Below are 23,432 nucleotides of genomic sequence, written 5' to 3' on the forward strand. Positions count from 1 at the left end.
TGGCCGAAGGCCATCACGAAGTGACGCGAGGAACGAGCGCCCTTGACGGGCCGGCCCGACACGGAGAGACGATGGGACTGACGGGAAACCCCCAGGACATCCCTGACACCGCCCAAGCGGCTCCCGACCTCCCGAAGCCGCCCCGTCCCTTTCGCCCCCGTCCCTTTCGCCCCCGCCCATGTGTCTCCCCGCCCGGGTGCCCCCCCGCCCGTGTGTCCCCCGCCCGTGTGTCTGTCCCCCCGCTGTCGCCCTGCCCCAGCCGGAGCCGGCCCCTCACGGCATTGGGTCGCGGCGTCGCTTGAGGGGGGAGAAGGCCACCGGGGTCCAGGACAGGGACAGGAGGGCGGCTCCGGTCCAGAGCGTGGTGTGGAGGGTGGTGACTTCCGTCATGAGGCCCGAGGTGGCGGAGCCCAGGGCCACGGCGCCGGTCAGGGTGAAGCGGAAAGTGGCGTTCATGCGGCCCATCAGGGGGTCCGGGGTGAGGTGCTGGCGGAGGCTGACCCCCAGGACGTTGTCCGAGCCGATCTTCATCATGGTCAGCAGCCAGGCGCCGCCCGCGAGCCAGAGCCGCGGGCCGTGGTCGAGCAGGGGCACCAGCAGGGCCGCCGGGGTCAGGGTGAGCAGCAGGGCGCGCCCGTAGCCCACGCGCGCCGCGAAGGGCCGGGCCAGGCGGGCTCCCAGGAGCAGGCCCACGCCGCCGGCCGCCCAGAACAGGCCGAGCGAGGCGGGGGACAGGCCCAGGTCGCGGACGAAGAGGACCGGGAGCATGGTGTTGAGGATCGCGCTGCCCAGGTTGTTCAGGGTGGCGGCCAGGGCCAGGGCGCGCAGCTCGGGGTGGCCCAGTACGTGCTGGAGTCCCTCCCGGATCTGGGTCGTGAGCGGGGTCCGGGCGGTGGCCGGCGCGGTGGGTGCGGCCCGGATCCCGGTGAGGCGGAGTGCGGAGGCGAGGTACGCCGCGGAGGAGCAGGCCAGTGCCAAGGGGGCGGTCAGCGCGGCGACCAGGGCGCCGCCGGTTCCGCGGCCGGCGATGTTGGCGGCGGCCATGAGAGTCACCATCGCGGTGTTCGCCCGGATGAGGCCCTCCCGGCCGACGAGCCGGGGCAGGACGCTCTGCGAGCCGACGTCGGAGAAGACGGTGGCGCAGCCGGCCAGTAGGACGACGCCGTACAGCTGTCCCAGGGTGAGGGCGTCCAGCCACCAGGCGAGGGGTAAGGAGGCGAAGAGCACCGCCCGGGCGAGGTCGGCGGTGATGAGGACGCTGCGGGTGCGCAGGCGGTCGACCCAGGCTCCGGCCGGCAGGCCGATCAGCAGGAAGGCGAGCGTGGAGAGCGCGGCGAGGGTGCCGACCTGGGCGGGGCCGGCGTCGAGGGCGGTGAGGGCGAGCAGGGGGACGGCCACGTAGCCGGTGTTGGTGCCGAGCTGGTTGAGGGTGGCGGCGCCGAAGAGGGTGCGGAAGTCCCGATTGCGCCAGGGGGAACGCGTGGCGGAGGGGGTGGCGGGTGTTCCCGCGGTGTGTTCGGGCGTCGTGCGGACCGATCGGGGGCGGTGTCCCGGGTCTCGGCGCGGAGAGGGTGTCATGGACAGAACCGTGCCGAACGGCAATCTCTAAGAACAAGTTAAATGTTCTCCGTCGTCGCTTAAGGATCACTGCGAGGTTCTTGACTTGCGGGGTCGTGGCCGGAACCGGCCCCAGGCATGGCAGGCTTGGGGCATGGCCGCTCAGATCTATCCCAGCATCCTGTCCGCCGACTTCGCCCGTCTCGCCGAGGAGGCGAAGGCCGTCGAGGGGGCCGACTGGCTGCATGTCGACGTCATGGACAACCATTTCGTCCCGAACCTCACCCTCGGAATGCCGATCGTGGAGTCCTTGAGCCGGGCCACGGACATCCCGCTGGACCTGCACCTGATGATCGAGAACCCGGACCGCTGGGCCCCGCAGTACGTGGAGGCCGGCGCGGGCTCGGTCACCTTCCACGCCGAGGCCGCGGCGGCGCCCGTACGCCTCGCGCGCGAGATCCGGGCGAAGGGGGCGCGGGCCTCCATGGCGCTCAAGCCCGCGACGCCGATCGAACAGTACGAGGACATCCTTCCCGAGCTCGACATGCTGCTGATCATGACGGTCGAGCCCGGCTTCGGCGGCCAGCCCTTTCTCGACATCATGCTCCCCAAGATCCGCCGCACCCGGGAGCTGATCGCCAAGCACGGCCTGGAGCTGTGGCTCCAGGTCGACGGCGGGGTCTCGGCCTCGACCATCGAGCGCTGCGCCGAGGCCGGCGCGGACGTCTTCGTGGCGGGCAGCGCGGTCTACGGGGCGGTCGATCCGGCGGCCGCCGTCCGCACGCTGCGTGACCAGGCGGGCGCGGCGATCGCGGCGGCGCCGTGGGCTTGCGACCACTGAGCCAAGCGTTGGTGAACAGCTCGGTGAACGGGAGCTGTCCAGGCTGATCAACGGCCGTCGGATCTGACAGGATGAACGGCGAGTCGAGAGTGTGAACACGAGAGTGTGAACAGCAGTGAGGAGAACGCGGTGTCTGCAATGTCGGCGGGACGGTCAGCCCTGCGGATGGGACCCGCGGAGCTGGTGCAGGCGGCGGCCATGGCCCGCCGCTTCTACCTGGAGGGCAAGTCCAAGATCCAGATCGCCGAGGAGTTCGGCGTGAGCCGCTTCAAGGTGGCCCGGGTGCTGGAGACCGCCCTCGAACGCGACCTCGTGCGCATCGAGATCCGGGTCCCGGCCGAGCTCGACGCGGAGCGGTCCGACGCGCTCCGGGCCCGGTACGGGCTCCGGCACGCCGTCGTGGTGGAGTCGCCGGCCGACGCCACCGAGGACGCCCCGGACCCGGAGAACCTGGGCGCGGTCGCCGCCGACCTGCTGGGCGAACTGGTCAACGAGGGCGACGTACTGGGCCTCGCGTGGGGCCGCTCGACGATCCACATGGCCGCCTCCCTGCACCGCCTGCCCCAGTGCACGGTGGTGCAGCTGACCGGGGTGTACGACGCGGGTACCGCGGAGCGCGGCTCGGTGGAGGCCGTACGCAGGGCCGCGCAGGTCTCGGGCGGCGACGCGCACCCGATCTACGCCCCCATGCTGCTGCCCGACCCGGCGACCGCGGCCGCGCTGCGCAGCCAGACCGGGATCGCGCGCGCCTTCGACTACTTCGACAAGGTGACGGTCGCGGCCGTCTCCATCGGTTCGTGGGAGCCGGGCATCTCGACCGTCCACGACATGCTGACGGACGAGGAGCGGGCCCACTACGCCTCGCTGGGCGTCGCGGCCGAGATGTCCGCCCACCTCTTCGACGCCGAAGGCCGGCGGGTCGGCCGGGACCTCGGCGAGCGGTGCATCACGGTCGAGGCGGACCGGCTGCGGCGGATCCCGGAGGTCGTGGCGATCGCGGGCGGGCTGCGCAAGGCCTCCGCCATCGGCGCGGTGCTGCGGTCGGGGCTGGTCACCAGCCTCGTCACGGACACGGCGGTCGCCGACTACCTCCTGACGGAGTCGGCCCCGGGGCTGCGGCCGGCGCTGGACCGGGCCGACCCCGACGACCTGTAGGGGCGGGGCGGGGGCGGGGGCGGCGGGCGCCCCACACGGAGCGGGGACCTGTGGGCCTGCGGGGCCGGGGGCCGCGCCGCCTCCGTGTGTCTCCGTGTGCCTCCCTGTGCATCCACGCTGCCCTGGTGCGGGTGCTGCCGGGGCGCTGGAGGTGCGGATGGTGCCCGGATTGAGATGCGAAGGGCGACCGCGCGGGCGCCCGCGGGGCGCATACTGGTTCCGATGACAAAATCAGCAGTTCCTCGCCGCCACTTGCCGTCCAGCCCGTTCAAAGCCCCCGTGGAACAGCCCATCCGGCAGTTCAACGTGGGCGACCGGGTCACTCACGACGAGCACGGCCTCGGCCGTGTCGTCGGAATTGAGGAGGGGATCGCCGTTCTCGTCGACTTCGGTTCGGTCCAGAAGCGCATCCTGAGTCCGTACAGCAAGATGGCCGCGCTCTGACGCGACCGAACGATTCGCGGGCGAATCGGATATTTGGCACGATCGGCGCATGATCTTCCGGAACGTGCCCCGATGGGTTTGGCGTTCGCTGGGGGCCGTGTTCCTCTGCGCCGCGCTCGTCGCAACGGCGGGCTGTGGTGCGCGGAAACCACCCGGCCCCGCCGTGGCCGGCGGCAGTGCCGAGCCGAGTGCGGCCTCCAGCGCGGCCTCCAGTGCCGTGGCTCCCGATGCCGGTCCCAGCTGGGCGCGGGGGATGGCCGTCGTACGTGCCGACGTGCTGCCGCGCCAGGCGCGGGACGTCCTCGCGCTCATCGACAAGGGCGGCCCGTACCCGTACCGGCAGGACGGCACCGTCTTCGGGAACTTCGAGAAGGTCCTGCCGCGCCAGAAGCGCGGCTACTACCACGAGTTCACGGTGCGCACGCCGGGGGAGCGGGACCGCGGGGCCCGGCGGATCGTGACGGGTGAGGGTGGCGAGTTCTACTACACGGACGACCACTACGAGACCTTCAAGGCGGTTCTGCGATGACCCTGGACCCGCAGCCGCTCGCCCCTGCCCTCGCGGCCGCCGAGGCCGCGGGTCGGACGACCGTACGGCTGGACCTGGACGGCGTACGGGGCAAGGCCGAGCTGATGCGGCGGTGCGGGGACGCCTTGCGGCTGCCGGAGTGGGTCGGCGGGAACTGGGACGCGCTGGCGGATGCGCTGCGGGACCTGTCCTGGTTGCCGGGCGCCGGGGCCGGGGCCGGGGCCGGGGATGAAGCGGGGGTGGGGCGGCTGGTCGCCGTGACCTCGTGGCGCGGGTACGCGGGGGAGCGGCCGGCGGAGTGGGAGACGTTCGTGGAGGTGCTGGAGGAGGCCGTGGACTTCTGGCGGGGGCCGGAGGGGGAGCCGGGGCTCACGGTGCTCCTGGCCGCGCCCGAGGGTGAGCCTGAGCCTGAGCCCGGGCGCGGGCCGGCCGCCGGGGCTCCGCCCCGGACCCCGCGCCTCAAACGCCGGCGAGGCTGATGGTGCGGCGGGGCTGGAGGTGCGCCGGCGGGGCTGAGAGAAGGGAACCGGGCGGCGTGGGGGCGCCCGGTTCGGGGTCAGTCGGTCTGGGGGATCCAGGGCGGGGTCTGGCCCCAGGACCAGACCGGGATCTTGGCCGCGTCCACCGGTGGGGGGTTGGGGCCCGAGTAGATGAGGGCCATGCGGGTGCCCCACTCGATGTAGTAGGCGAACACCCCGCGGAACTCGGGGTCCGTCGGGAGGCCGACCTCGTCGGCCGTGTCCATGAGCAGGTCCACCCAGCGCCGGCGCTGCTTCTCGGTGATCGCGCGGCCCAGGTGCTTGGTGGCCATGTGCTGGTGACCGCCGTGGTGGGCGGTGTACTCCGCCGGGCCGCCGAAGACCTCCGCCAGCCACACCGCGACGTGCTGCGGGTGCTCCGAGTCCATGCCCGCGAAGACCGGGGCCAGGATCTCGTCCTGGAGGGCGTGGGCGTAGAAGGCGTCGGTGAGGCGGTTCATCGCCTCCGCCCCGCCCATCCACTCGTAGATGGTGGGGGTGGTGCTCATCGCTGTCCGGCGCCCTTTCCCGTGCCCACGACGCCCGTCACGAGGTAGTGCTGCATCTCCTCGATGGCCGTCACGTACGGACGGATCGCGCTGAAGAACGCCGGGAAGTGCTCCCCCTTGCGGAAGCCGCCCAGGTGGGCCTCGATCGAGGTCCAGCGGATCCGGAGGATGTACCGCTCCTTCTCCTCCTCGCACCGGGCCAGTTCGTAGTCGATGCACTCGGGCGAGGCGGCCAGGGCCTCGGCCGCCCGGGCGTACGCGTCCTCGAAGGCCTGCTGGTCGTCCAATGCGATCCGGTAGCGGATGTATTCGACGGTGGTCGTCATGGTGCGTACCTCTCCCTGGGTGTAGGTCTCGGCCAGCCTTACGCGATCACACGGCTCCATGGGGCGGATTCGTCATTCGGACCCGGACTTCATGGAGTCCGTCGTGCCGTCGACGTCCGGACCCTGCGCGCGGACCCGCCCGACCTGGTCCAGGGAGTCGCGCAGGTCCGCCAGCCAGCTGTCGGTGTTGCGCCCGACGAGGCGGACGCACCAGGCCAGTGCGTCGGCCCGGCTGCGGGCCACGCCGCCGGCGACGAGGGTGTCGAGGACCTGGCGTTCGGACTGGCGCAGGCGGGTCATGACGGGGACGGCGAGGTGGGTGAAGAGGGTCGTCTCGTCACCCACCCGTACGCCCCATGCGACCTTGCGGCGGTAGAGCTCCTCGGCCTCGCGGGCCACTTCGATGCGCTGCTCGCGGGTGCGTTCGCGGAACTCCCGGACCGACTCGGTCGCCGGGACGGTGCCGACGACCGTGATCTCCTCGCGGTCGGCGGTCACGGGGTCGAGGGACTCGTAGACGTCCACCGGCAGGCGTTCGGCGAACCACGCGCGGAGCTGCTCGCTCTGTTCGGCTGTAATCATGTAATCAACGTTGCGTCCGATGTGCACGTGATCACAAGCCCTGGAGCGTTCGCTCTCAGCCCATCGAGCGCTAGCGGTGGATCAGCGAGACGGCCATCGCCCCCTCGCCCACGCCCGACGCCACCCGTTCGACCGAGTGGGCGCGGACGTCGCCCGCCGCGAAGACGCCGGGCACGCTCGTCTCCAGGGGAGGGCGGGCTCGCCGGCGGCCCCGCCCTCGACCGGGCCGCCGCCGGCCGGGCCCGCGCCCTGCTGCTGGCCGGTCGCACCGGCACCGCCGAGCTCGGCACCGCCGAGCTCGGCACCGCGGGCGGACTGTGCGGGGAGTCCCTCACACTGCTCGTCGAGTCCGCCGCCGAACCGCCCCGGCTGATCGTCTACGGGGCGATCGACTTCGCTGCCGCCCTCGCCCGGATCGGCGCCTTCGCGACCCCGGCCCGTCTTCGCGACCCCGGCCCGTCTTCGCGACCCCGGCGCGCTTCCCCGACGCCGACGAGGTGGCCGTCGACTGGCCGCACCGGCACCTGGCCGCGCAGTGGGAGGCGGGCAGGCTGGACCCCCGTACCGCCGTCTGCGTACTCACCCACGACGCGACGTTCGACGTACCCCTGCTGGAGCTGGCCCTGCGGCTGCCACTGGGCTACGTGGGCGCCATGGGATCACGCCGCACCCACGCCGAACGCGAGAGACGGCTGCGCGGGGAAGGGGTGACGGACGCCGCCCTGGCCCGCCTGCGCTCACCCATCGGCCTCGACCTCGGCGGCGCCACCCCCGAGGAGACCGCCCTGGCCATCGCCGCCGAGTTCACGGCCTTCCGGCACGGCGGCTCGGCGCTCCCCCTCACCGGCGGCGCCGCCCCCGTCCACCGCCGCCCCACACCCGCCACCCGCCCCGCCGCCGCGGCGGCCCTCAGCCGGCTCCGCCCCTGACGTGCTCAACGACGCGGTGGAACTCGGCGGTCGGGGAGAAGTCGACGTACTCCGTGTCGGCGAGCGCCACGGGGATGTGCCCCGGACCCCAGTAGAAGGCCTGCCCCTCCTCGTACACCTGCTCGCCGTCCCCGGTCCGCATCAGCAGCCGGCCCTTGAGGAGATAGCCCCAGTGCGGACACGGGCACATGTCTCCCGGGAGCCCCTTGAGCGCCTCCGTGAAATCGGTGCCCTGCGGGAGCCGGAAGAACCCGACGCTGAGGTCGCCGCCGATCTCCTGCACCCGCACCTCCAGCCCGCCGCCCTCCACCGCGACGGGTGCCTCGTCCCGCGTCGTTGCCGCCATGGATCCTCCACCGCTGCTCAGCCCGGACACCCCGGGACCCGTCCCGACCCTTCCACTGTCACCCGGGCCGGTGCCTCCTGCCCCTCCGGGCAGAGGCCCTCCCGCACCCCTGCGGGACCCCGAGGTCCCGTAGGAAACCACCACCCGACCCGGACCGCCTTGGACGTTCGGCCCGGGCGGCATGACCCCCGGGTCGTGGGAGAATGAAGTACGTGCGTTTCCTCGGCTGCACCCTGTCGAGGCACCTCCGATTGACTGGGATGTTCAGCACGTGCGTTTCCTCAATGACCTGAAGCCGCCGTACGACCTGACGTACGACGATGTGTTCATGGTGCCGAGCCGCTCCGCGGTCGGTTCCCGCCAGGGCGTCGACCTCTCCTCGCCCGACGGGACCGGCACCACCATTCCCCTGGTCGTGGCGAACATGACCGCGATCGCCGGCCGCCGGATGGCCGAGACCGTCGCCCGCCGCGGCGGCATCGTGGTCATCCCCCAGGACATCCCCATCGAGGTCGTCACCGACGTCATCTCCTGGGTGAAGACCCGCCACCTCGTGCTCGACACCCCGATCACGCTGGCGCCCACCCAGACCGTCGCCGACGCACTGTCCCTGCTGCCCAAGCGCGCCCACGGCGCCGGCGTCGTCGTCGACGCCGAGGGCCGCCCGGTCGGCGTCGTCACCGAGCACGACCTGAGCGGCGTCGACCGCTTCACCCAGCTCTCCGAGGTCATGTCGAAGGAGCTGCTGCTCATCGACGCCGACATCGACCCCCGCGAGGCCTTCAACAAGCTCGACGCCGGCCACCGCAAGCTGGCCCCGGCCGTCGACAAGGACGGCAAGCTCGTCGGCATCCTCACCCGTAAGGGCGCCCTGCGCGCGACCCTCTACACCCCTGCCACCGACGCGAACGGCAAGCTGCGCATCGCGGCCGCCGTCGGCATCAACGGCGACTTCGTGGCCAAGGCCAAGCAGCTGCTCGACGCGGGCGTCGACACGCTCGTCATCGACACGGCGCACGGCCACCAGGAGTCGATGATCAACGCGATCAAGGCCGTCCGCGCCCTGGACCCGCAGGTCCCGATCGTGGCCGGCAACATCGTCGCCGCCCACGGCGTCAAGGACCTCGTCGACGCCGGCGCGGACATCATCAAGGTCGGCGTGGGCCCCGGCGCCATGTGCACCACCCGCATGATGACCGGCGTCGGCCGCCCGCAGTTCTCCGCAGTCCTGGAGTGCGCGGCCGAGGCCAAGAAGTACGGCAAGCACGTCTGGGCCGACGGCGGCGTCCGTCACCCGCGCGACGTGGCGATGGCGCTGGCCGCCGGCGCCTCCAACGTCATGATCGGCTCCTGGTTCGCCGGTACGTACGAGTCCCCGGGTGACCTCCAGCAGTCCGCCGAGGGCCGCCTCTACAAGGAGTCCTTCGGCATGGCCTCCGCCCGCGCGGTGCAGAACCGCACGAGCGAGGAGTCGGCGTACGACCGGGCCCGCAAGGGCCTCTTCGAGGAGGGCATCTCCACCTCGCGCATGTTCCTCGACCCGGCCCGCCCGGGCGTCGAGGACCTGATCGACTCCATCATCGCGGGCGTCCGCTCCTCCTGCACCTACGCCGGTGCCGGCTCCCTCGCGGAGTTCGAGGAGAAGGCCGTGGTCGGCATCCAGTCCGCCGCCGGCTACGCCGAGGGCAAGCCGCTGCACGCCAGCTGGAGCTAGCCTCCCGCCCGGGACCCGGTCCCGGGCGGCCCGTGGCCCCCGGCCCGTCGACACGGACGGACCGGGGGCCGCGGGCGTTCACGCCCGGGGCGGCGCCACCGGCCCCGACGGCGAACTGTGCACGCCCGACCGGTACTTGGGGATTCGAACGGTCACCTTCATGCCGGCGCCCACCCCCGTCTCCATCACCGGGCCGTACGCGTCCCCGTACACCTGCCGGATCCGCTCGTCGACATTGGGCAGCCCGACCCCCGACGAGGAGGCCCCGCGCTCCCCGGCCAGGATCCGGCGCAGCAGGGCCGGATCCATCCCGACCCCGTTGTCCTCAACGGTGATCACCGCGTCCGGGCCCGCGTCCTGCGCCGTGATCGTGATCCGGCACTCCTCGGTGGAGTCCTCCAGCCCGTGCTTGACGGCGTTCTCCACCAGCGGCTGCAGACACAGGAACGGCAGCGCCACCGGCAGCACCTCCGGCGCCACCTGCAACGTCACCTTCAGCCGGTCACCGAACCGGGCCCCGGCCAGCGCCAGATACTGCTGGATGGAACGCAACTCCTCGGCGAGCGTGGTGAAATCCCCGTGCCGCCGGAAGGAGTACCGCGTGAAGTCCGCGAACTCCAGCAGCAGTTCCCGCGCCCGCTCCGGATCGGTCCGCACGAACGAGGCGATCGCGGCCAGCGAGTTGAAGATGAAGTGCGGGGAGATCTGCGCCCGCAGCGCCTTGATCTCCGCCTCCATCAGCCGGGTCCGCGAACGGTCCAGCTCCGACAGCTCCAGCTGCACCGACACCCACCGCGCCACCTCCGTCGCCGCCCGCACCAGCACCGCCGACTCCCGCGACCCGTACGCCACCAGCACGCCCAGCACCCCGTCCTCGCCGGTCAGCGGCGCGAACACCGCCCACTTCAGCGGACAGCCGGGCCGCTGGCAGTCGGTTCGCACGCTCTGGCTGCGCTCCGACTCCAGCATCACCGCCACCCGGGCCATCGCCCGCCGCTGATGGTGGTCGGCGCCGGGGCCGTCCCACGCCAGCACCGCCTCCCGGTCCGTCAGGCACAGCGCCTCCGTCCCCAGCAGCGACCGCAGCCGCCGGGCGGCCTTGCGGGCCGCGTCCTCGGTCAGCCCCGCACGCAGCGGGGGAGCCGCCAGCGAAGCCGTGTGCAGCGTGTGGAACGTGGCCCGCTCCACCGGGGTCCCCAGGTCCAGGCCCGCCAGACGTTCCCCGCGGCGCGCGTGCCAGCGTCCCGCCGCCCATCCGAGGCCCAGCATCACGGCCGCACCCACCACCGCCAGCACGGCCGGCAGGGCCTGCCCCGCCCCGGTCACCGCCGGCCCCCCGCCCGGTCCCCGGCCACGACCTCCGGCAGGTGCAGCCGGGCCAGCGTGGCCGCCGTCCCTGCCGGGATCCGGGCCCGCGTGGCCAGCGACACCACCACCATCGTCAGGAACCCCAGCGGCACCGACCACGCCGCCGGCCAGGCCAGCATCGTGTGCGTCCAGCCCGACGGAGCCAGCCCGGCCCGCGTCGCCAGCACCGCCCCCAGCGCCGCGCCGCCGCCGGTGACCAGCCCGGCCACCGCACCCGGCGGGGTCAGCCCGCGCCACCAGATCCCCAGCACCAGCAGCGGGCAGAACGACGAGGCCGACACGGCGAACGCCAGCCCCACCGCATCCGCCACCGGCACCTCCGTGACCGCCACGCTCCCGCCCAGCGGCACCAGGATCGCAACCAGCGCCGCGGAGCGGAAACTACGCACCCCGCCCGTCGGCAGCACGTCCTGGTGCAGCACCCCGGCCACCGCCATGGTCAGCCCGGACGCCGTCGACAGGAACGCCGCGAAGGCACCCCCGGCCAGCAGCGCCCCCAGCAACTCGCCCAGCAGCCCGCCCAGCATTCGCTCCGGCAGCACCAGCACCGCCGCGTCCGCGTCACCCGTCAGCGCCAGCTCGGGGGCGTAGATCCGGCCCAGCGCCCCGTACACCGGCGGCAGCAGGTAGAAGACGCCGACCAGCCCCAGCACCACCAGCGTCGTCCGCCGCGCCGCCCGCCCGTTGGGGCTGGTGTAGAACCGCACCGCGACGTGCGGCAGCCCCATCGTCCCGAGGAACGTGGCCAGGATCAGCCCGTAGGTGGCGTACAGCCGGTACTCCCGCAGCTCCCCGGACGGCGGCTCCGACCACGTGCCCGCCCCCGCACCCCGCTCCTCCCGGGCATCCGGCACCGGCGTGTCCGGGGCGAACTCCAGCCGCGCACGGGCCCGTACGGAATGCTCACCGGCGGCCAGCACCAGCGGCTCCGACACGAGACTGCGCCCGTCGACCTGCCCGGTCACCGTCACCGCGAGCGGCTCCTTCACCGACAGCCGCACGTCCTGCGCGAGCGTCACCGACGTACGCTCCCGGAAGACCGCCGGGGCGTCGAAGGTGGCCCGCGGCGCCCCGTCCCCCGCCCACGCGGCGATCAGGAAGAACGCCGGGACCAGCAGCGCCGTGAGCTTGAGCCAGTACTGGAAGGCCTGCACGAAGGTGATGCTGCGCATCCCCCCGGCGGCCACCGCGACGCTCACCACACAGGCGACGACCAGCCCGCCGACCCAGTGCGGAGCACCGGTGAGGATCTCCAGGGTCAGCCCGGCCCCCTGCAACTGCGGCAGCAGGTACAGCCAGCCGACCCCGACGACGAACAGCACCGCGATCCGGCGCACCGCCCGGGACTCCAGCCGCGCCTCCGCGAAGTCGGGCAGCGTGTACGCGCCGGAACGCCGCAGCGGGGCCGCCACCAGCACCAGCAGCACCACGTACCCGGCGGTGTAGCCCACCGGGTACCAGAGCATCCCCGGCCCCTGGAGCAGCACCAGCCCGGCCACCCCGAGGAAGGACGCCGCGGAGAGGTACTCCCCGCTGATGGCCGCCGCGTTCAGCCGCGGCCCCACCGTGCGCGAGGCCACGTAGAAGTCGGAGGTGGTCCGGGATATCCGCAGACCAAGGGCGCCGAGCAGCAGCGTGACCAGGACGACGACGGCGACCGCGGTCAGCGCGTACGTCTGGTTCACCGGGGCGGTCCTTCGGCCGGGGGGGCGGGGTGACCGGAGTCTACGCACGCCCCCCGACCGGGCGACAGGCACGATTCGGACCCCGCGGGCCCGCCGCGCTCAGACGGCCGGGTCGCGGTGCTCGGCGCAGTCGCGCAGGGCGATCTCCAGCTCCACGTAAGACTCCTCCGCCCGCCGGAAGGCCAGTGTCAGCGCCGCCTCCGCGCGCGGCGGGACCTGATCTCGGACGCCCTCGCCGGCCTGGTACAGGATGTCCGCCCAGCGGGCGGCCGCGCTGCGCAGCAGGGCGAGCAGCACCTCGGCCTCGGCGGGCCCCGCCGGCCGCCTCCGCGGCAGCCCGCTCAGGGCGTCGACCAGCGCCTGGACCTCGGACATCTCGCTCCTCCCGCGCCGGGAAGATCCACGATACGCAGCGGCGACGGCATCGGCGGCCCGTTCCCGCCACCGGTGCGGCAGGCGGCTCCCGCGGATCGCCGTACGCCCCTCCCGGTGCGGTGAACGGCACTCGCACGCGCCCGGCGGTCCCCCACGGGGGCGGCCGGGACCCGGCGGCGACCGGTTTCAGACGGTCGCGTGCCGCATCAACAGGTCGCGCAGCTCCCGCGAGTGCCTGCGGCTGACCTGGAGTTCGGCCGCCCCCACCCGGACCGTCGTGGTGCCCGAGTCCAGCCGGAGCTCGTCGATCCGGGCCAGCGCCACCAGATGACGGCGGTGGATCCGCACGAACCCGCGCGCCCCCCACCGCTCCTCCAGCGTGGACAGCGGGATCCGCACCAGATGGCTGCCCTCGTCGGTGTGCAGGCGGGCGTAGTCGCCCTGCGCCTCGACGTAGGCGATGTCGGCGATCGCCACGAAGCGGGTGACACCGCCCAGCTCGACCGCGATCTGCTCCGGGCCCCGGTCGGCGACGGCGGCTTCCGGGGCCGGGCGGCGCGCCGCGACCACGGCCCGCGGGCCCGCCGGCGCCGCGGCGGTGGCCACCGGCACCTCCTCGGCCCGGCCCAGCTGCGCGCAGGCCCGCCGGACGGCCTCCGCCAGCCGCTCCGGGCGCACCGGCTTGAGCACGTAGTCCACGGCCTTCAGGTCGAAGGCCTGTACGGCGAAACCCTCGTGGGCGGTGACGAACACGATCAGCGGCGGCCGCGCGAACCCGGCCAGCAGCCGGGCGATGTCCAGCCCGGTCAGGCCGGCCATGTGGATGTCGAGGAACACCACGTCGATGCCGTCGGGCCCGTCCGGACCGGACTCCAGCGCCCGAGTGACGCGGCGCAGCGCCTCGGTGGCGTCCGAGGCGCCCTCCGCGCTGCGCACCCGGGGGTCCGAGCGCAGCAGGTAGAGGAGTTCCTCCAGGAGCGGCTTCTCGTCGTCGACAGCGAGCACTCGCAGCATGGCGCCGAGTCTAAGGGCTGTCCGGCGGATCAAGGCCGGGCCCGGGTCGTCCGCCGGACACCCCCTGGGGCATCCCTTCGGGCAGGAACGGATGCGCGGCCCCTGCCCGGGGGGAGGTGGGGCAGAGGCCGCGCGGACCGTGGTGGGGGGTCGGGGGACCGGACCGGCTACTGGACGGTGATCAGCTTGCCGTCGGGGGAGACGGCGTACCAGGTGCCGCCCACGCCCTGCCCGTTGGTGTCACCGGGCTTCTTGTCGCCCGAGAAGGTGTAGACCGGCCAGCAGTCGACGGTCTGCTGCTTCTTGCCGTCCGGGCGGTCCAGGACGAGGTAGTTCTTCTCCGTGATGCCCTTGGCGTTGGCCTTGTCCACGGGGGGCACGACCGGCCACTTGGCCACGCAGTCGCCCACGCAGTTGGAGACCATCGGCCACGCGGAGTCCTTCTTGAAGCGGTAGACGGTCATCCCCGCGCCGTCGACGATGTGTTCGCCGAGCTTGGGGTCCTTCGCCACGGACAGGCCGTCCGCCGCCTGCGCCGGGGCGGCCTCCCCGGGGGCGGCAGAGGCGGCGGGCGCCGGAGCGGCCTCGGCCGGGGCGCCCTTGGCCGCCTTCTTGCCGTCCGGGCCGAACGCGAACCACACCCCGCCGACGCCCTGCCCCTTCAAGTCGCCCGGCTTGGCGTCCTTGTTGAAGCGGTACGCGGGCCAACCCGCCACCGTCAGCTGCTTCGTACCGTCGCTGCGCACCACCTCGCCGAGCAGCGAGGGGTCCATCCCCGCGGCGGCGGTGACGTCACCGGCCGCGACCACGGGCCAGGTCTTCGCGCAGTCCCCCTCGCAGTTCGACTTCGGCGGCTTCGCGGTGTCCTTGTCGAAGCGGTAGAGCGTCAGGCCCGCGCTGTCGGTGAGGACGGGGCCGAGCTGCTCGGTGGTGGACGCCGCGAGCTGCCCGCCGGGCTGGTTGCCCGGACCGCCCGCCGCCGCCGGGGCGGCTGCGTCGGCGGCGGCTCCGGCGGGCTGGGTCGTGTCCGAGGCCTTGTAGTCCGACGGGCCGCAGGCGCTGGCCGCCAGGACGACGGCGACGGCGGCCGCGGCGAAGGTGGTTGCGCGCTTCATGCCCATGTTGATCTCTCCCACATCGTGTCTGTCGTACCGCCGCCCCCAGCGGCGGCAACTGTGCACAGGACACGCCCCGTCGGACGGGATCTGTTCACCGCGTCCGGTGTGGGCTGTTTCACTCACCCCCCGTCGAACCCGGCGCGCCGCAGGGCCGTGGCCACAGCGAGGCCGAGCACCTGGTGTCCGGAGTCGTTGGGGTGCAGCCCGTCCGCGAGGTGCTCGGGTCCGAGCAGGTCGCGGCCCGGGAGGACGGCGAGCCGGTCGTCGCCGGCGGCGATCCGGTCCCGGGTGGCGCGCTCCATCGCGTCGCGCAGGGCGCCCAGGGTGGCGCCGAGCTTGTTCGGGGTGCGTTCGGCGTCGGGCCGCAGGACGGGGGAGACCAGCAGCAGGGGGGTGCGCGGGTGCCCCTGGCGGACCAGTTCGAGGAAGGCGCGCGTGGTCTCGTACAGCAGCGGTACCGAGTAGGGCACCCGGGACCAGCAGTTGGTGCCGAAAGCGAGGGTGAGGACGTCCGCGGGCAGGCCCGCGAGCTGTTCGGCGGTGGCCAGTTCACCGCGCGCGGCGCCCGCGTAGCCGAGGTTGACGGTGTCCAGGCCGAGGGCCCGGCCGGCGACGGCGGGCCAGCCGTGGGCGGGGCGCGTGGACCACCAGCCCTCGGTGATGGAGTCGCCGTGCACCACCCAGCGCGGCGCGGGCGGCGCGGGGGAGAGGGCGCCGCCGATCCCGCGCAGGCCGAGGACGAGCGGGGACTGGTTCTCGGGCGGGTGGATGGTGAAGGGGCCGTCGCCGGCCCCGAGTCCGATGCGTACGACGGCCTCCGCGGCCGGTTCGGTGAACACCTCGCTGACCACCCCGTGGCGGTCCCACAGGGCGAAGCCGTGCGCGAGGTCGCGCAGGGCGTCCGTCGGGCCGGGAACCGTGGCCCGGTAGCGGATCTCGACGGCCCGCGCGGTCTCGGTGGTGAACTCCAGCCGGACCCCGATGGGCAGGGTGGCCCGCTCGCCGGTGTCCCAGGGCAGCCGCATGGTGTCCACCGGGTCGGCGCGCACCGGCCGGCCCTTGTCGAGCCAGGCGACCCCGCGCAGGAAGGGCCGCGGATCCTGCCAGGCGTCCTGCTCCGCTCCCCGGCCCGCTCCCCGCCGCGTGCCCGGAACCCCGCCCCGTCCCGCGTCCTGCCACGGTCCGGGTCTGCCCTCGCCGTGCACGGGTGCGCTCATCCTCGGCCTCCGATCGTCGGACACGGGAGCTCCGCGCGGCCCCCGCCGTCCACCCGGGCGCCTGCCCCGTCACCCCGGTGCCACCGCGTTCACCCGTACCCCGCTCGGACCCGGTTTCCACCGCCGAGGGGTGCACCGGTGTCGCGGCGCGCGCCCGGATGCAGGGCGGCACACTGCGGCACATCTGACGCAGTGTCAAGAAACGGGGTTTTCGGCGGCTGCGCAGCGATCGATCATCGGCACGCAACAAACGACTGTCAGTGACCGATCCGCGCAACGATCGTGCGCCAATGTGCAAGGATGGTCCATTACGGGCGGTATCACTCAGCTCGTAGGCTCACTCGCTGTACGTGGAGTGGCGCGGATCGCCTGCTCGGCGGTCCCCCATGCCAGGCCCTTCCCCCATCGGGCCCTGTCCTGCTCCGGACCGTCGCGGTCGACGCCTCATCTCCGATCCGCAGTGACAAGGAGTCCCCTCGTGCTCGACCACGGCCAGGCGCCACCGCTCGCTTCCGAGCCCCGCAGGCCCGCCAACCCGCTGCTCCGCCGCAAGCCGGTCGAGCAGCTGGTCGCCGAAGGCGGCCAGGGTGAGGGCGGCGCGCTGAAGCGTTCGCTCACCATGTGGCAGCTGACCATGATCAGCATCGGCGCGACCCTGGGCACCGGCATCTTCGTCGTCCTCGGCGAGGCCACCCCGGTCGCCGGCCCGGCCGTCTTCATCGCGTTCATCGTCGCGGGCCTGACCGCGCTGTTCTCGGCGCTCTCCTACGCCGAGCTCGCGGGCTCGATCCCGGTCGCGGGCTCCTCGTACTCCTACGCCTACGCCACCATGGGCGAGCTCATAGCCTGGGTCTGCGGCTGGTGCCTGGTCCTGGAGTACGGCGTCTCGGTCGCGGCGGTCGCCGTCGGCTGGGGCCAGTACCTCAACGAGCTGCTCGACGGCACGCTCGGCATCACGATCCCCGAGGGCTTCTCCGCCCCGCTGGGCGAGGGCGGCTACATCAACCTCCCCGCCCTCGTCGTGGTGCTCCTGTGCATGGTCTTCCTGCTCCGCGGAGCCCGGGAGAGCGCCCGCATCAACACGATCATGGTCGCCGTCAAGATCGTGACGCTGGCGCTGTTCATCGTCATCGGCTTCATGGGCATCAAGGCCGGCAACTACACCCCGCTGGCCCCGCTCGGCGTCACCGCCATCGGCACCGCGGCCTCCATGCTCTTCTTCTCGTACATCGGCTTCGACGCGGCCTCCACCGCCGGTGAGGAAGCCAAGAACCCGAAGAAGGACCTGCCCCGCGCGATCATGCTCTCGCTGCTGATCGTCACCGCGATCTACTGCCTCGTCGCCCTGGTCGCCGTCGGCGCCATGCCCTGGCAGGAGTTCGAGGGCAGCGAGGCCGCCCTGGCCCAGATCATGGAGAACGTCACCGGCCACTCCTTCTGGAGCGTCATCCTGGCCGCCGGCGCGGTCGTCGCCATCGCCAGCGTCGTCTTCGCCGTGCTGTACGGCCAGACCCGCATCCTCTTCGCCATGTCGCGCGACGGCCTGATGCCCAAGTCCTTCGCCAAGGTCGACGAGAAGACCGGCACCCCGAAGGTCAACACGATCATCGTCTGCCTCTTCTGCGGACTGCTCGCCGCGTTCATCCCGCTGGGTGAGCTCGCCAACGCCACCAGCATCGGCACGCTCTTCGCCTTCGGCCTGGTCAACGTGGCCGTCGTCATCCTGCGCTACACCCGCCCCGACATGAACCGCACCTTCAAGGTCGCCCTCTTCCCGGTCACCCCGATCCTGGGCTTCGTCCTCTGCGCGGTCCTCATGACCGAGCTGCCGCTGGCCACCTGGTTGGTGTTCGGTGGCTGGATGGCGGTCGGGCTCGTGATCTACTTCTTCTACGGCATGCGCCGCTCCAGCCTGGCCACTGTGGCCGATGTGGCCGCTCCGGCCGCGGAGGTCGCTGAACAGAAGTGATTCACCGCCCGTGCGACTGAACGATCTCGACGAACGCATCGTGCACGCCCTCGCCGAGGACGCCCGCCGCTCCTACGCGGACATCGGCTCCGAGGTCGGGCTCTCCGCGCCCGCCGTCAAACGGCGCGTGGACCGGCTGCGCGCCGAAGGCGCCATCACCGGCTTCACCGTCCGCGTCGACCCGGCCGCCATGGGCTGGGAGACCGAGGGCTTCATCGAGATCTACTGTCGCCACAACACCTCGCCGGACGACATCCGGCGAGGACTGGAGCGGTACCCCGAGGTGGTGTCCGCGTCGACCGTCACCGGCGACGCGGACGCCCTCGTCCAGATCTTCGCCTCCGACATGCGCCACTTCGAGCGGGTCCTGGAGCGCATCGCGGGCGAGCCCTTCGTCGAACGCACGAAGTCCGTCCTCGTCCTGTCCCCGCTCCTGCGCCGCTTCACCTCGGGCGCCCCCGCGTAGGCCGTCCCCCGCGGGTCCGGGGCCGCCGGTTGCGGAAAACGCCCCCCGGGCCGCGTCAGGCGTGCTGGGGCGCCTCGTCCTTCAGCATGCCGCGCAGCGAGTTCCGGAACTCCGCAGTGTCATCGTGGCCGTGAACGGCCGCGGCGTGCTGGGCGGCCGCCGCGACGACCTCTTCCTCCTCGCCCGAGATCGCGAGGGTGCAGTTCATCTCGCTGGGGTAGTCCCTGCAGTCCATGACCTTGCGCATGAGGTGCCTCCCGGGACGGGTGTCCGCCGGAGCCGACGCCGACGGTGCACCTCCCACGATCCTCTTCGCCGGGACCCGGCGAAAGCCGGGCGGGCGCGCGTACCGCTCGGCGCGGCGCACCCGGAACCGGAAGCCCGCTCCGCGCCCCACCGGAACGAGCTGTCCACCCCCGTCGCCCGGACACAGCGGCCGGCCGGGCCCCGGTGTACGGTCGCCCCAGCACCGGCGGGCAGCCTCCGCACGACGCCCCACCAGGGGCTTCGCGATTCCCCGGGCACTCCGGGCCGCCCAGCGGAACGACGTCGCCGACGCATGGCGCAACGAATCGCCGCCCCGACCTCGTAACGCGCAACGAATCGCACACCAGCGCGCAACATCGGCGCCTTGTTGCGCCGGGAGGGCGAAACGTACCGTCTATAGGACCGCACCCACCCCTCCTGCCACAGAGGTACGCCCATGCCCCCGCTGCGCACCGCCCTCCTCCAGAGCTCCGGAGTCCTCGGCGATGTCGCCGAGAACCTCAAGGCGCTCGACGAGGCCGCCGAGCGCGCCGCACAGGCGGGGTCCGGGCTGCTGGTCACCTCCGAGATGTTCCTGACCGGCTACGCGCTCGACCTCGACGCCGTCCCCGGACTGGCCGAGACCCACGACGGCGACTCCGCCCGGGCCGTCGGCGAGATCGCCCGGCGCCACGGACTCGCCGTCCTCTACGGCTACCCCGAGCGCGACGGCGAGACGGTCTACAACTCCGCCCAGCTCATCGGCCCCGACGGCGCCTCCCTCGCGAACTACCGCAAGACCCACCTCTTCGGCTGCTTCGAGCAGGACGCCTTCACCCCCGGCGACACCCCCGTCGTCCAGGCCGAGCTCGGCGGCCTCCGCATCGGCATCATGATCTGCTACGACGTGGAGTTCCCCGAGAACGTCCGCGCCCACGCGCTCGCGGGCACCGACCTCCTCCTGGTGCCGACCGCCCAGATGCACCCCTTCCAGTTCGTCGCCGAGCACCTCGTCCCCGTCCGGGCCTTCGAGAACCAGATGTACGTCGCGTACGTCAACCGCACCGGCCCCGAGGGCGAGTTCGAGTTCGTCGGCCTCAGCTGCCTGGCGAGCCCCGACGGCACCACCCGCACCCGCGCCGGCCGCGGCGAGGAAATGGTGCTCGGCGAGGTCGACCCCGAGCTGCTCAGCGCCTCGCGCGAGAACAACCCCTACCTGCGCGACCGCCGGCCCGGGCTCTACGCCTCGCTCGTCTGACCCGCACCAGCACCCCTCCCGCCCCCACCGCTCCACCCCCCGAGCCCTGCCCGCAAGGAGTCGTACCCCATGACGTCCACGGTGCCCACCACCGCCGTCCCGCACAGCGACGGACAGCCGCCGATCACCATGTTCGGTCCGGACTTCCCGTACGCCTACGACGACTTCCTCGCCCACCCGGCGGGCCTCGGCCAGATACCCGCGACGGAGTTCGGCACCGAGGTCGCCGTCATCGGCGGCGGACTCTCCGGCATCATCTCCGCCTACGAGCTCATGAAGATGGGCCTCAAGCCCGTCGTCTACGAGGCCGACCAGATCGGCGGCCGCCTGCGCACCGTCGGCTTCGAGGGCGCCGAGACCGAGGGCCTCACCGCCGAGATGGGCGCCATGCGCTTCCCGCCCTCCTCCACGGCCCTGCAGCACTACATCGACCTCGTCGGCCTGGTCACCGAGCCCTTCCCGAACCCGCTCGCCGAGGCCACCCCCTCCACGGTCGTCGACCTCAAGGGCGAGAGCCACTACGCCGAGACCATCGCGGACCTCCCGCAGATCTACCGCGACGTCGCCGAGGCCTGGAACGCCTGCCTCGACGAGGGCGCAGACTTCTCCGACATGAACACCGCGATGCGCGAGCGGGACGTCCCGCGCATCCGCGAGATCTGGGCCAAGCTCGTCGAGAAGCTCGACGACGAGACCTTCTACGGCTTCCTCTGCAAGTCGGAGGCCTTCAAGTCCTTCCGCAAGCGCGAGATCTTCGGCCAGGTCGGCTTCGGCACCGGCGGCTGGGACACCGACTTCCCGAACTCCATCCTGGAGATCCTGCGCGTCGTCTACACCGAGGCCGACGACCACCACCGCGGCATCGTCGGCGGCTCCCAGCAGCTGCCGCTGCGCCTGTGGGAGCGCGAGCCCGAGAAGATCGTCCACTGGGCCCAGGGCACCTCCCTGTCCACCCTCCACGACGGCGCCCCGCGCCCCGCCGTGACCCGCCTGCACCGCACCGCCGGCAACCGCATCACCGTCACCGACTCCTCCGGCGACATCCGCACGTACCGCGCCGCGATCTTCACGGCGCAGTCCTGGATGCTCCTCTCGAAGATCGAGTGCGACGACACGCTGTTCCCGATCGACCACTGGACGGCGATCGAGCGCACCCACTACATGGAGTCGTCCAAGCTGTTCGTCCCCGTCGACCGGCCGTTCTGGCTGGACAAGGACGAGGAGACCGGCCGCGACGTCATGTCGATGACGCTGACCGACCGCATGACCCGCGGCACCTACCTGCTCGACAACGGCCCGGACAAGCCCGCCGTCATCTGCCTCTCGTACACCTGGTGCGACGACAGCCTCAAGTGGCTGCCGCTGTCCGCGAACGAGCGGATGGAGGTCATGCTGAAGTCCCTCGGCGAGATCTACCCCAAGGTCGACATCCGCCGCCACATCATCGGCAACCCGGTCACCGTCTCCTGGGAGGACGAGCCCTACTTCATGGGCGCGTTCAAGGCCAACCTCCCCGGCCACTACCGCTACCAGCGCCGCCTGTTCACCCACTTCATGCAGGACCGCCTCCCCGAGGACAAGCGCGGCATCTTCCTCGCGGGCGACGACATCTCCTGGACGGCCGGCTGGGCCGAGGGCGCGGTCCAGACCGCCCTCAACGCCGTCTGGGGCGTCATGCACCACCTCGGCGGTTCCACCGACTCCACCAACCCCGGCCCGGGCGACGTCTACGACGAGATCGCCCCGGTCGAACTCCCGGAGGACTGATCCTCCCGGCCCCCGGATCAGGGGCCTCCAGATCACGGGCCGCCGCCCCGCGCCGTCAGCACGCGGGACGGCGGCCCGTTCTCATGCCCGCATCCACGGATCCCGGGCGTCCGGCACGTTCAGCACTGCCACAGCAGCGCCGCCCGTCCGCATCCGCCGCACACGTGGGCGTAGGCCCGCCCCGAGCCGAAGTTCATGGCCGTGACCGGGTCCGGCCCCTCCGCCAGGCCCGCCGCGAACCCCATCGGCCGGGCGCACGCAGGGCAGTCGGGGGTCTCGTCGTACTGGAGCCAGTCGGGCTCGCCGCCGAGCGAGCCCAGCACGGCCCGCCCCTCGGACGCGGCAACCGACGGCAGGGCTACCGAGGGCAGGGCAGCCGAGGGCAGGGCCGCCGCGGGCACGGCCGCCCGTACCGCGCCCAGCCCCAGCACCTCCGGAGCCGCCCCGCGCGGCGCCGGTACGGGCACCAGCCCCTCGGTGGGCAGCAGCAGGGCCAGGTTCCCGCCCGCGGAGGGACTCCACTGCTCGCATTCTCCGGGGCGGTTCGCGCACATGAACAGGGCCAGCACACCCGCGTCGAGCACGATCTGGGCGAGGAACTGCAGCGGGCCCGCGCATGCGCGGCACTCGGGCCAGAGCATTGCGGCGGGGCCCAGCGGGACGCCCCCGGTCCGGCTGACCGGGGCGTCCGGGGCGACCGGACCGCCGTCGAGGAGAAGTGCCGTCATGGCCGGAATCTATCGCCAGGCCCTGACAGCGGCCCCGGGCCGGCGCGTACGGCGTCTCGGCCCCGCGTCAGCCCCTCGGGGTCAGCAGGCAGCGGCCGACCAGCCCCACGCCCGCGTCCAGGGAGTCGGTGAACTCCTCGGCCAGGTCCGGCGCCCGGCGCAGCGTCCACAGCAGCCGGGCCGCCGACCAGGCTCCCGCGCGGGCGCGCTCCAGGCTCCACGAGCCGACCAGGTGGGTCAGCGGATCGGCGATCTCCAGCAGGTCCGGACCCGGCATCAGGTCCTCCCGGATGTGCTCCTCCAGCGAGACCAGCGTGTCGCCGACCCGGTCGAAGTCCGCCTCCAGGGCCCGCGGTTCGCAGTCCAGCTCACCGCAGGTGGCGACCACCGCGAGCGCCAGGTCGTGACCGATGTGCGCGTTGATCCCGGCCAGCGCGTGCTGCAGCGGCCGGATCCCGGGATGGCGGCGGTACTGCAGCAGCGGGCGCCAGCAGGCCGGGGCCCGGTCCGCCTCCACCGCCGTCAGGTACCGCTCCGCGAACCGCACGCTGAGGATCGCCGCCCGCCGGGGCGCGGGGAAACCTCCGTGGCCCATCCGATGGTGCAGGGTCTCCGTCACCGTCAGGTAGACCCGGTTGAAGACGGCGACACCGTCCTGCGGCGGGAGCCGCTCCTCCAGGGCGCGCATCCGCGCCAGCACCGCTTCCATGGGAGGCAGAGTCGCAGGCGCCGGCGCGGATCCGGGGAACTTGGCCGTACGCTTCCCCGGTT

The 23,432-nt window shown here is 72.8% G+C and carries 24 protein-coding genes and 1 pseudogene; 11 read left to right on the forward strand and 14 right to left on the reverse strand.

Translation table 11 applies throughout. From position 1 onward, the window contains the following. Positions 1–273 precede the first annotated feature (273 nt). Complete coding sequence (locus AB0F82_RS36860; RefSeq protein ID WP_362635770.1) at positions 274–1,578, reverse strand: MFS transporter; 1,305 nt, start codon at positions 1,576–1,578, stop codon at positions 274–276. Between the two features lie 133 nt (positions 1,579–1,711). Between AB0F82_RS36860 and rpe the strand changes: the two genes are divergently transcribed. The 5 genes from rpe (at position 1,712) to AB0F82_RS36885 (ending at position 5,005) form a co-directional block, all read left to right on the forward strand. Continuing rightward, a complete protein-coding gene (gene rpe, locus AB0F82_RS36865) occupies positions 1,712–2,398 on the forward strand; it encodes a ribulose-phosphate 3-epimerase (RefSeq protein WP_356812750.1) in 687 nt (228 codons plus the stop codon). 138 nt (positions 2,399–2,536) lie between these two features. Then, positions 2,537–3,553: a sugar-binding transcriptional regulator gene (locus tag AB0F82_RS36870; RefSeq protein ID WP_030656274.1), complete on the forward strand. Its 1,017-nt coding sequence runs from the start codon at positions 2,537–2,539 to the stop codon at positions 3,551–3,553. A 222-nt stretch (positions 3,554–3,775) separates the two neighbouring features. Then, positions 3,776–3,997 (forward strand): CarD family transcriptional regulator, encoded by a 222-nt coding sequence (locus tag AB0F82_RS36875; protein WP_030036649.1) that lies wholly within the window; start codon positions 3,776–3,778, stop codon positions 3,995–3,997. A 49-nt stretch (positions 3,998–4,046) separates the two neighbouring features. Beyond that, positions 4,047–4,526 carry a ribonuclease domain-containing protein gene (locus AB0F82_RS36880; RefSeq protein WP_356812751.1) on the forward strand — a complete coding sequence of 160 codons (480 nt, stop codon included), beginning with the start codon at positions 4,047–4,049 and terminating at the stop codon, positions 4,524–4,526. Then, entirely contained in the window at positions 4,523–5,005 is a 483-nt protein-coding gene (locus tag AB0F82_RS36885) for a barstar family protein (RefSeq protein ID WP_362635774.1), read from the forward strand. The genes AB0F82_RS36880 and AB0F82_RS36885 overlap by 4 nt, the downstream gene beginning before the upstream one ends. Before the next feature lie 77 nt (positions 5,006–5,082). Here AB0F82_RS36885 and AB0F82_RS36890 read toward each other — a convergent pair whose 3' ends face one another. From AB0F82_RS36890 to AB0F82_RS36900, 3 genes are all read right to left on the reverse strand, one after another. Then, positions 5,083–5,553 carry a group II truncated hemoglobin gene (locus AB0F82_RS36890; RefSeq protein ID WP_362635776.1) on the reverse strand — a complete coding sequence of 157 codons (471 nt, stop codon included), beginning with the start codon at positions 5,551–5,553 and terminating at the stop codon, positions 5,083–5,085. Then, a complete protein-coding gene (locus AB0F82_RS36895) occupies positions 5,550–5,879 on the reverse strand; it encodes a putative quinol monooxygenase (RefSeq protein ID WP_362635778.1) in 330 nt (109 codons plus the stop codon). Before AB0F82_RS36895 ends, AB0F82_RS36890 begins: the two co-directional genes overlap by 4 nt. 72 nt (positions 5,880–5,951) lie before the next feature. Next, positions 5,952–6,461 (reverse strand): hypothetical protein, encoded by a 510-nt coding sequence (locus tag AB0F82_RS36900; RefSeq protein WP_362635780.1) that lies wholly within the window; start codon positions 6,459–6,461, stop codon positions 5,952–5,954. Between the two features lie 189 nt (positions 6,462–6,650). Here AB0F82_RS36900 and AB0F82_RS36905 point away from each other — a divergent pair. Then, positions 6,651–7,390, forward strand: a pseudogene (locus AB0F82_RS36905) (XdhC family protein); the annotation flags it as partial. On the opposite strand, the gene AB0F82_RS36910 reads toward AB0F82_RS36905, so the two are convergent. Continuing rightward, the gene (locus tag AB0F82_RS36910; RefSeq protein WP_362635783.1) at positions 7,371–7,736 is read right to left on the reverse strand and encodes a hypothetical protein; all 366 of its coding nucleotides are present in this window, start codon (positions 7,734–7,736) and stop codon (positions 7,371–7,373) included. The pseudogene AB0F82_RS36905 and the gene AB0F82_RS36910 overlap by 20 nt on opposite strands. Before the next feature lie 250 nt (positions 7,737–7,986). Here AB0F82_RS36910 and AB0F82_RS36915 point away from each other — a divergent pair, with 250 nt between their 5' ends. Continuing rightward, positions 7,987–9,450: a GuaB1 family IMP dehydrogenase-related protein gene (locus AB0F82_RS36915; protein WP_356812773.1), complete on the forward strand. Its 1,464-nt coding sequence runs from the start codon at positions 7,987–7,989 to the stop codon at positions 9,448–9,450. A gap of 78 nt (positions 9,451–9,528) precedes the next feature. Here AB0F82_RS36915 and AB0F82_RS36920 read toward each other — a convergent pair whose 3' ends face one another. The 6 genes from AB0F82_RS36920 to AB0F82_RS36945 form a co-directional block, all read right to left on the reverse strand. After that, positions 9,529–10,776 (reverse strand): histidine kinase, encoded by a 1,248-nt coding sequence (locus AB0F82_RS36920; RefSeq protein ID WP_362635786.1) that lies wholly within the window; start codon positions 10,774–10,776, stop codon positions 9,529–9,531. Further along, positions 10,773–12,503, reverse strand: a complete 1,731-nt coding sequence (locus AB0F82_RS36925; RefSeq protein ID WP_362635789.1) for a cation acetate symporter — start codon at positions 12,501–12,503, stop codon at positions 10,773–10,775. Before AB0F82_RS36925 ends, AB0F82_RS36920 begins: the two co-directional genes overlap by 4 nt. Positions 12,504–12,602: 99 nt before the next feature. Then, positions 12,603–12,878 carry a hypothetical protein gene (locus AB0F82_RS36930; protein WP_362635792.1) on the reverse strand — a complete coding sequence of 92 codons (276 nt, stop codon included), beginning with the start codon at positions 12,876–12,878 and terminating at the stop codon, positions 12,603–12,605. Positions 12,879–13,064: 186 nt separating this feature from the next. Beyond that, positions 13,065–13,892, reverse strand: coding sequence for a LytR/AlgR family response regulator transcription factor (locus AB0F82_RS36935; RefSeq protein ID WP_362635795.1), 828 nt, complete (start codon positions 13,890–13,892; stop codon positions 13,065–13,067). Positions 13,893–14,059: 167 nt separating this feature from the next. Further along, positions 14,060–15,013, reverse strand: coding sequence for an SCO0930 family lipoprotein (locus AB0F82_RS36940; protein ID WP_356812761.1), 954 nt, complete (start codon positions 15,011–15,013; stop codon positions 14,060–14,062). A 116-nt stretch (positions 15,014–15,129) separates the two neighbouring features. Further along, the gene (locus AB0F82_RS36945; RefSeq protein ID WP_362635797.1) at positions 15,130–16,227 is read right to left on the reverse strand and encodes a GDSL-type esterase/lipase family protein; all 1,098 of its coding nucleotides are present in this window, start codon (positions 16,225–16,227) and stop codon (positions 15,130–15,132) included. A 478-nt stretch (positions 16,228–16,705) separates the two neighbouring features. Here AB0F82_RS36945 and AB0F82_RS36950 point away from each other — a divergent pair, with 478 nt between their 5' ends. Then, positions 16,706–18,196: an amino acid permease gene (locus AB0F82_RS36950; protein ID WP_356812763.1), complete on the forward strand. Its 1,491-nt coding sequence runs from the start codon at positions 16,706–16,708 to the stop codon at positions 18,194–18,196. A gap of 10 nt (positions 18,197–18,206) precedes the next feature. Next, a complete protein-coding gene (locus tag AB0F82_RS36955; RefSeq protein WP_030027017.1) occupies positions 18,207–18,662 on the forward strand; it encodes an Lrp/AsnC family transcriptional regulator in 456 nt (151 codons plus the stop codon). Positions 18,663–18,717: 55 nt separating this feature from the next. Here AB0F82_RS36955 and AB0F82_RS36960 read toward each other — a convergent pair whose 3' ends face one another. Beyond that, entirely contained in the window at positions 18,718–18,909 is a 192-nt protein-coding gene (locus tag AB0F82_RS36960) for a DUF1059 domain-containing protein (RefSeq protein WP_362635801.1), read from the reverse strand. 456 nt (positions 18,910–19,365) lie between these two features. On the opposite strand from AB0F82_RS36960, the gene AB0F82_RS36965 reads away from it, so the two are divergent. Then, positions 19,366–20,166 (forward strand): carbon-nitrogen hydrolase family protein, encoded by an 801-nt coding sequence (locus AB0F82_RS36965; RefSeq protein ID WP_362635804.1) that lies wholly within the window; start codon positions 19,366–19,368, stop codon positions 20,164–20,166. Positions 20,167–20,235: 69 nt separating this feature from the next. Then, positions 20,236–21,933 (forward strand): flavin monoamine oxidase family protein, encoded by a 1,698-nt coding sequence (locus tag AB0F82_RS36970; protein WP_356812766.1) that lies wholly within the window; start codon positions 20,236–20,238, stop codon positions 21,931–21,933. Positions 21,934–22,052: 119 nt separating this feature from the next. On the opposite strand, the gene AB0F82_RS36975 is transcribed toward AB0F82_RS36970, so the two are convergent. Both AB0F82_RS36975 and AB0F82_RS36980 read right to left on the reverse strand, forming a co-directional pair. Beyond that, entirely contained in the window at positions 22,053–22,661 is a 609-nt protein-coding gene (locus tag AB0F82_RS36975; RefSeq protein ID WP_362635807.1) for a hypothetical protein, read from the reverse strand. 67 nt (positions 22,662–22,728) lie between these two features. Beyond that, positions 22,729–23,370: a DUF5995 family protein gene (locus AB0F82_RS36980; RefSeq protein WP_362635809.1), complete on the reverse strand. Its 642-nt coding sequence runs from the start codon at positions 23,368–23,370 to the stop codon at positions 22,729–22,731. Between the last annotated feature and the right edge of the window lie 62 nt (positions 23,371–23,432).

The sequence above is a fragment of the Streptomyces virginiae genome (assembly GCF_040638905.1).
In the GTDB taxonomy this organism is placed as follows: domain Bacteria; phylum Actinomycetota; class Actinomycetes; order Streptomycetales; family Streptomycetaceae; genus Streptomyces; species Streptomyces virginiae_B.

Coding starts and splice junctions, on each gene's coding strand:
- AB0F82_RS36860 (WP_362635770.1), bottom strand. CDS start 1,578: ATGACACCCTCTCCGCGCCGAGACCCGGGACACCGCCCCCGATCGGTC.
- rpe (WP_356812750.1), top strand. CDS start 1,712: ATGGCCGCTCAGATCTATCCCAGCATCCTGTCCGCCGACTTCGCCCGT.
- AB0F82_RS36870 (WP_030656274.1), top strand. CDS start 2,537: ATGTCGGCGGGACGGTCAGCCCTGCGGATGGGACCCGCGGAGCTGGTG.
- AB0F82_RS36875 (WP_030036649.1), top strand. CDS start 3,776: ATGACAAAATCAGCAGTTCCTCGCCGCCACTTGCCGTCCAGCCCGTTC.
- AB0F82_RS36880 (WP_356812751.1), top strand. CDS start 4,047: ATGATCTTCCGGAACGTGCCCCGATGGGTTTGGCGTTCGCTGGGGGCC.
- AB0F82_RS36885 (WP_362635774.1), top strand. CDS start 4,523: ATGACCCTGGACCCGCAGCCGCTCGCCCCTGCCCTCGCGGCCGCCGAG.
- AB0F82_RS36890 (WP_362635776.1), bottom strand. CDS start 5,553: ATGAGCACCACCCCCACCATCTACGAGTGGATGGGCGGGGCGGAGGCG.
- AB0F82_RS36895 (WP_362635778.1), bottom strand. CDS start 5,879: ATGACGACCACCGTCGAATACATCCGCTACCGGATCGCATTGGACGAC.
- AB0F82_RS36900 (WP_362635780.1), bottom strand. CDS start 6,461: ATGATTACAGCCGAACAGAGCGAGCAGCTCCGCGCGTGGTTCGCCGAA.
- AB0F82_RS36910 (WP_362635783.1), bottom strand. CDS start 7,736: ATGGCGGCAACGACGCGGGACGAGGCACCCGTCGCGGTGGAGGGCGGC.
- AB0F82_RS36930 (WP_362635792.1), bottom strand. CDS start 12,878: ATGTCCGAGGTCCAGGCGCTGGTCGACGCCCTGAGCGGGCTGCCGCGG.
- AB0F82_RS36935 (WP_362635795.1), bottom strand. CDS start 13,892: ATGCTGCGAGTGCTCGCTGTCGACGACGAGAAGCCGCTCCTGGAGGAA.
- AB0F82_RS36940 (WP_356812761.1), bottom strand. CDS start 15,013: ATGGGCATGAAGCGCGCAACCACCTTCGCCGCGGCCGCCGTCGCCGTC.
- AB0F82_RS36945 (WP_362635797.1), bottom strand. CDS start 16,227: ATGAGCGCACCCGTGCACGGCGAGGGCAGACCCGGACCGTGGCAGGAC.
- AB0F82_RS36960 (WP_362635801.1), bottom strand. CDS start 18,909: ATGCGCAAGGTCATGGACTGCAGGGACTACCCCAGCGAGATGAACTGC.
- AB0F82_RS36965 (WP_362635804.1), top strand. CDS start 19,366: ATGCCCCCGCTGCGCACCGCCCTCCTCCAGAGCTCCGGAGTCCTCGGC.
- AB0F82_RS36970 (WP_356812766.1), top strand. CDS start 20,236: ATGACGTCCACGGTGCCCACCACCGCCGTCCCGCACAGCGACGGACAG.
- AB0F82_RS36975 (WP_362635807.1), bottom strand. CDS start 22,661: ATGACGGCACTTCTCCTCGACGGCGGTCCGGTCGCCCCGGACGCCCCG.
- AB0F82_RS36980 (WP_362635809.1), bottom strand. CDS start 23,370: ATGGAAGCGGTGCTGGCGCGGATGCGCGCCCTGGAGGAGCGGCTCCCG.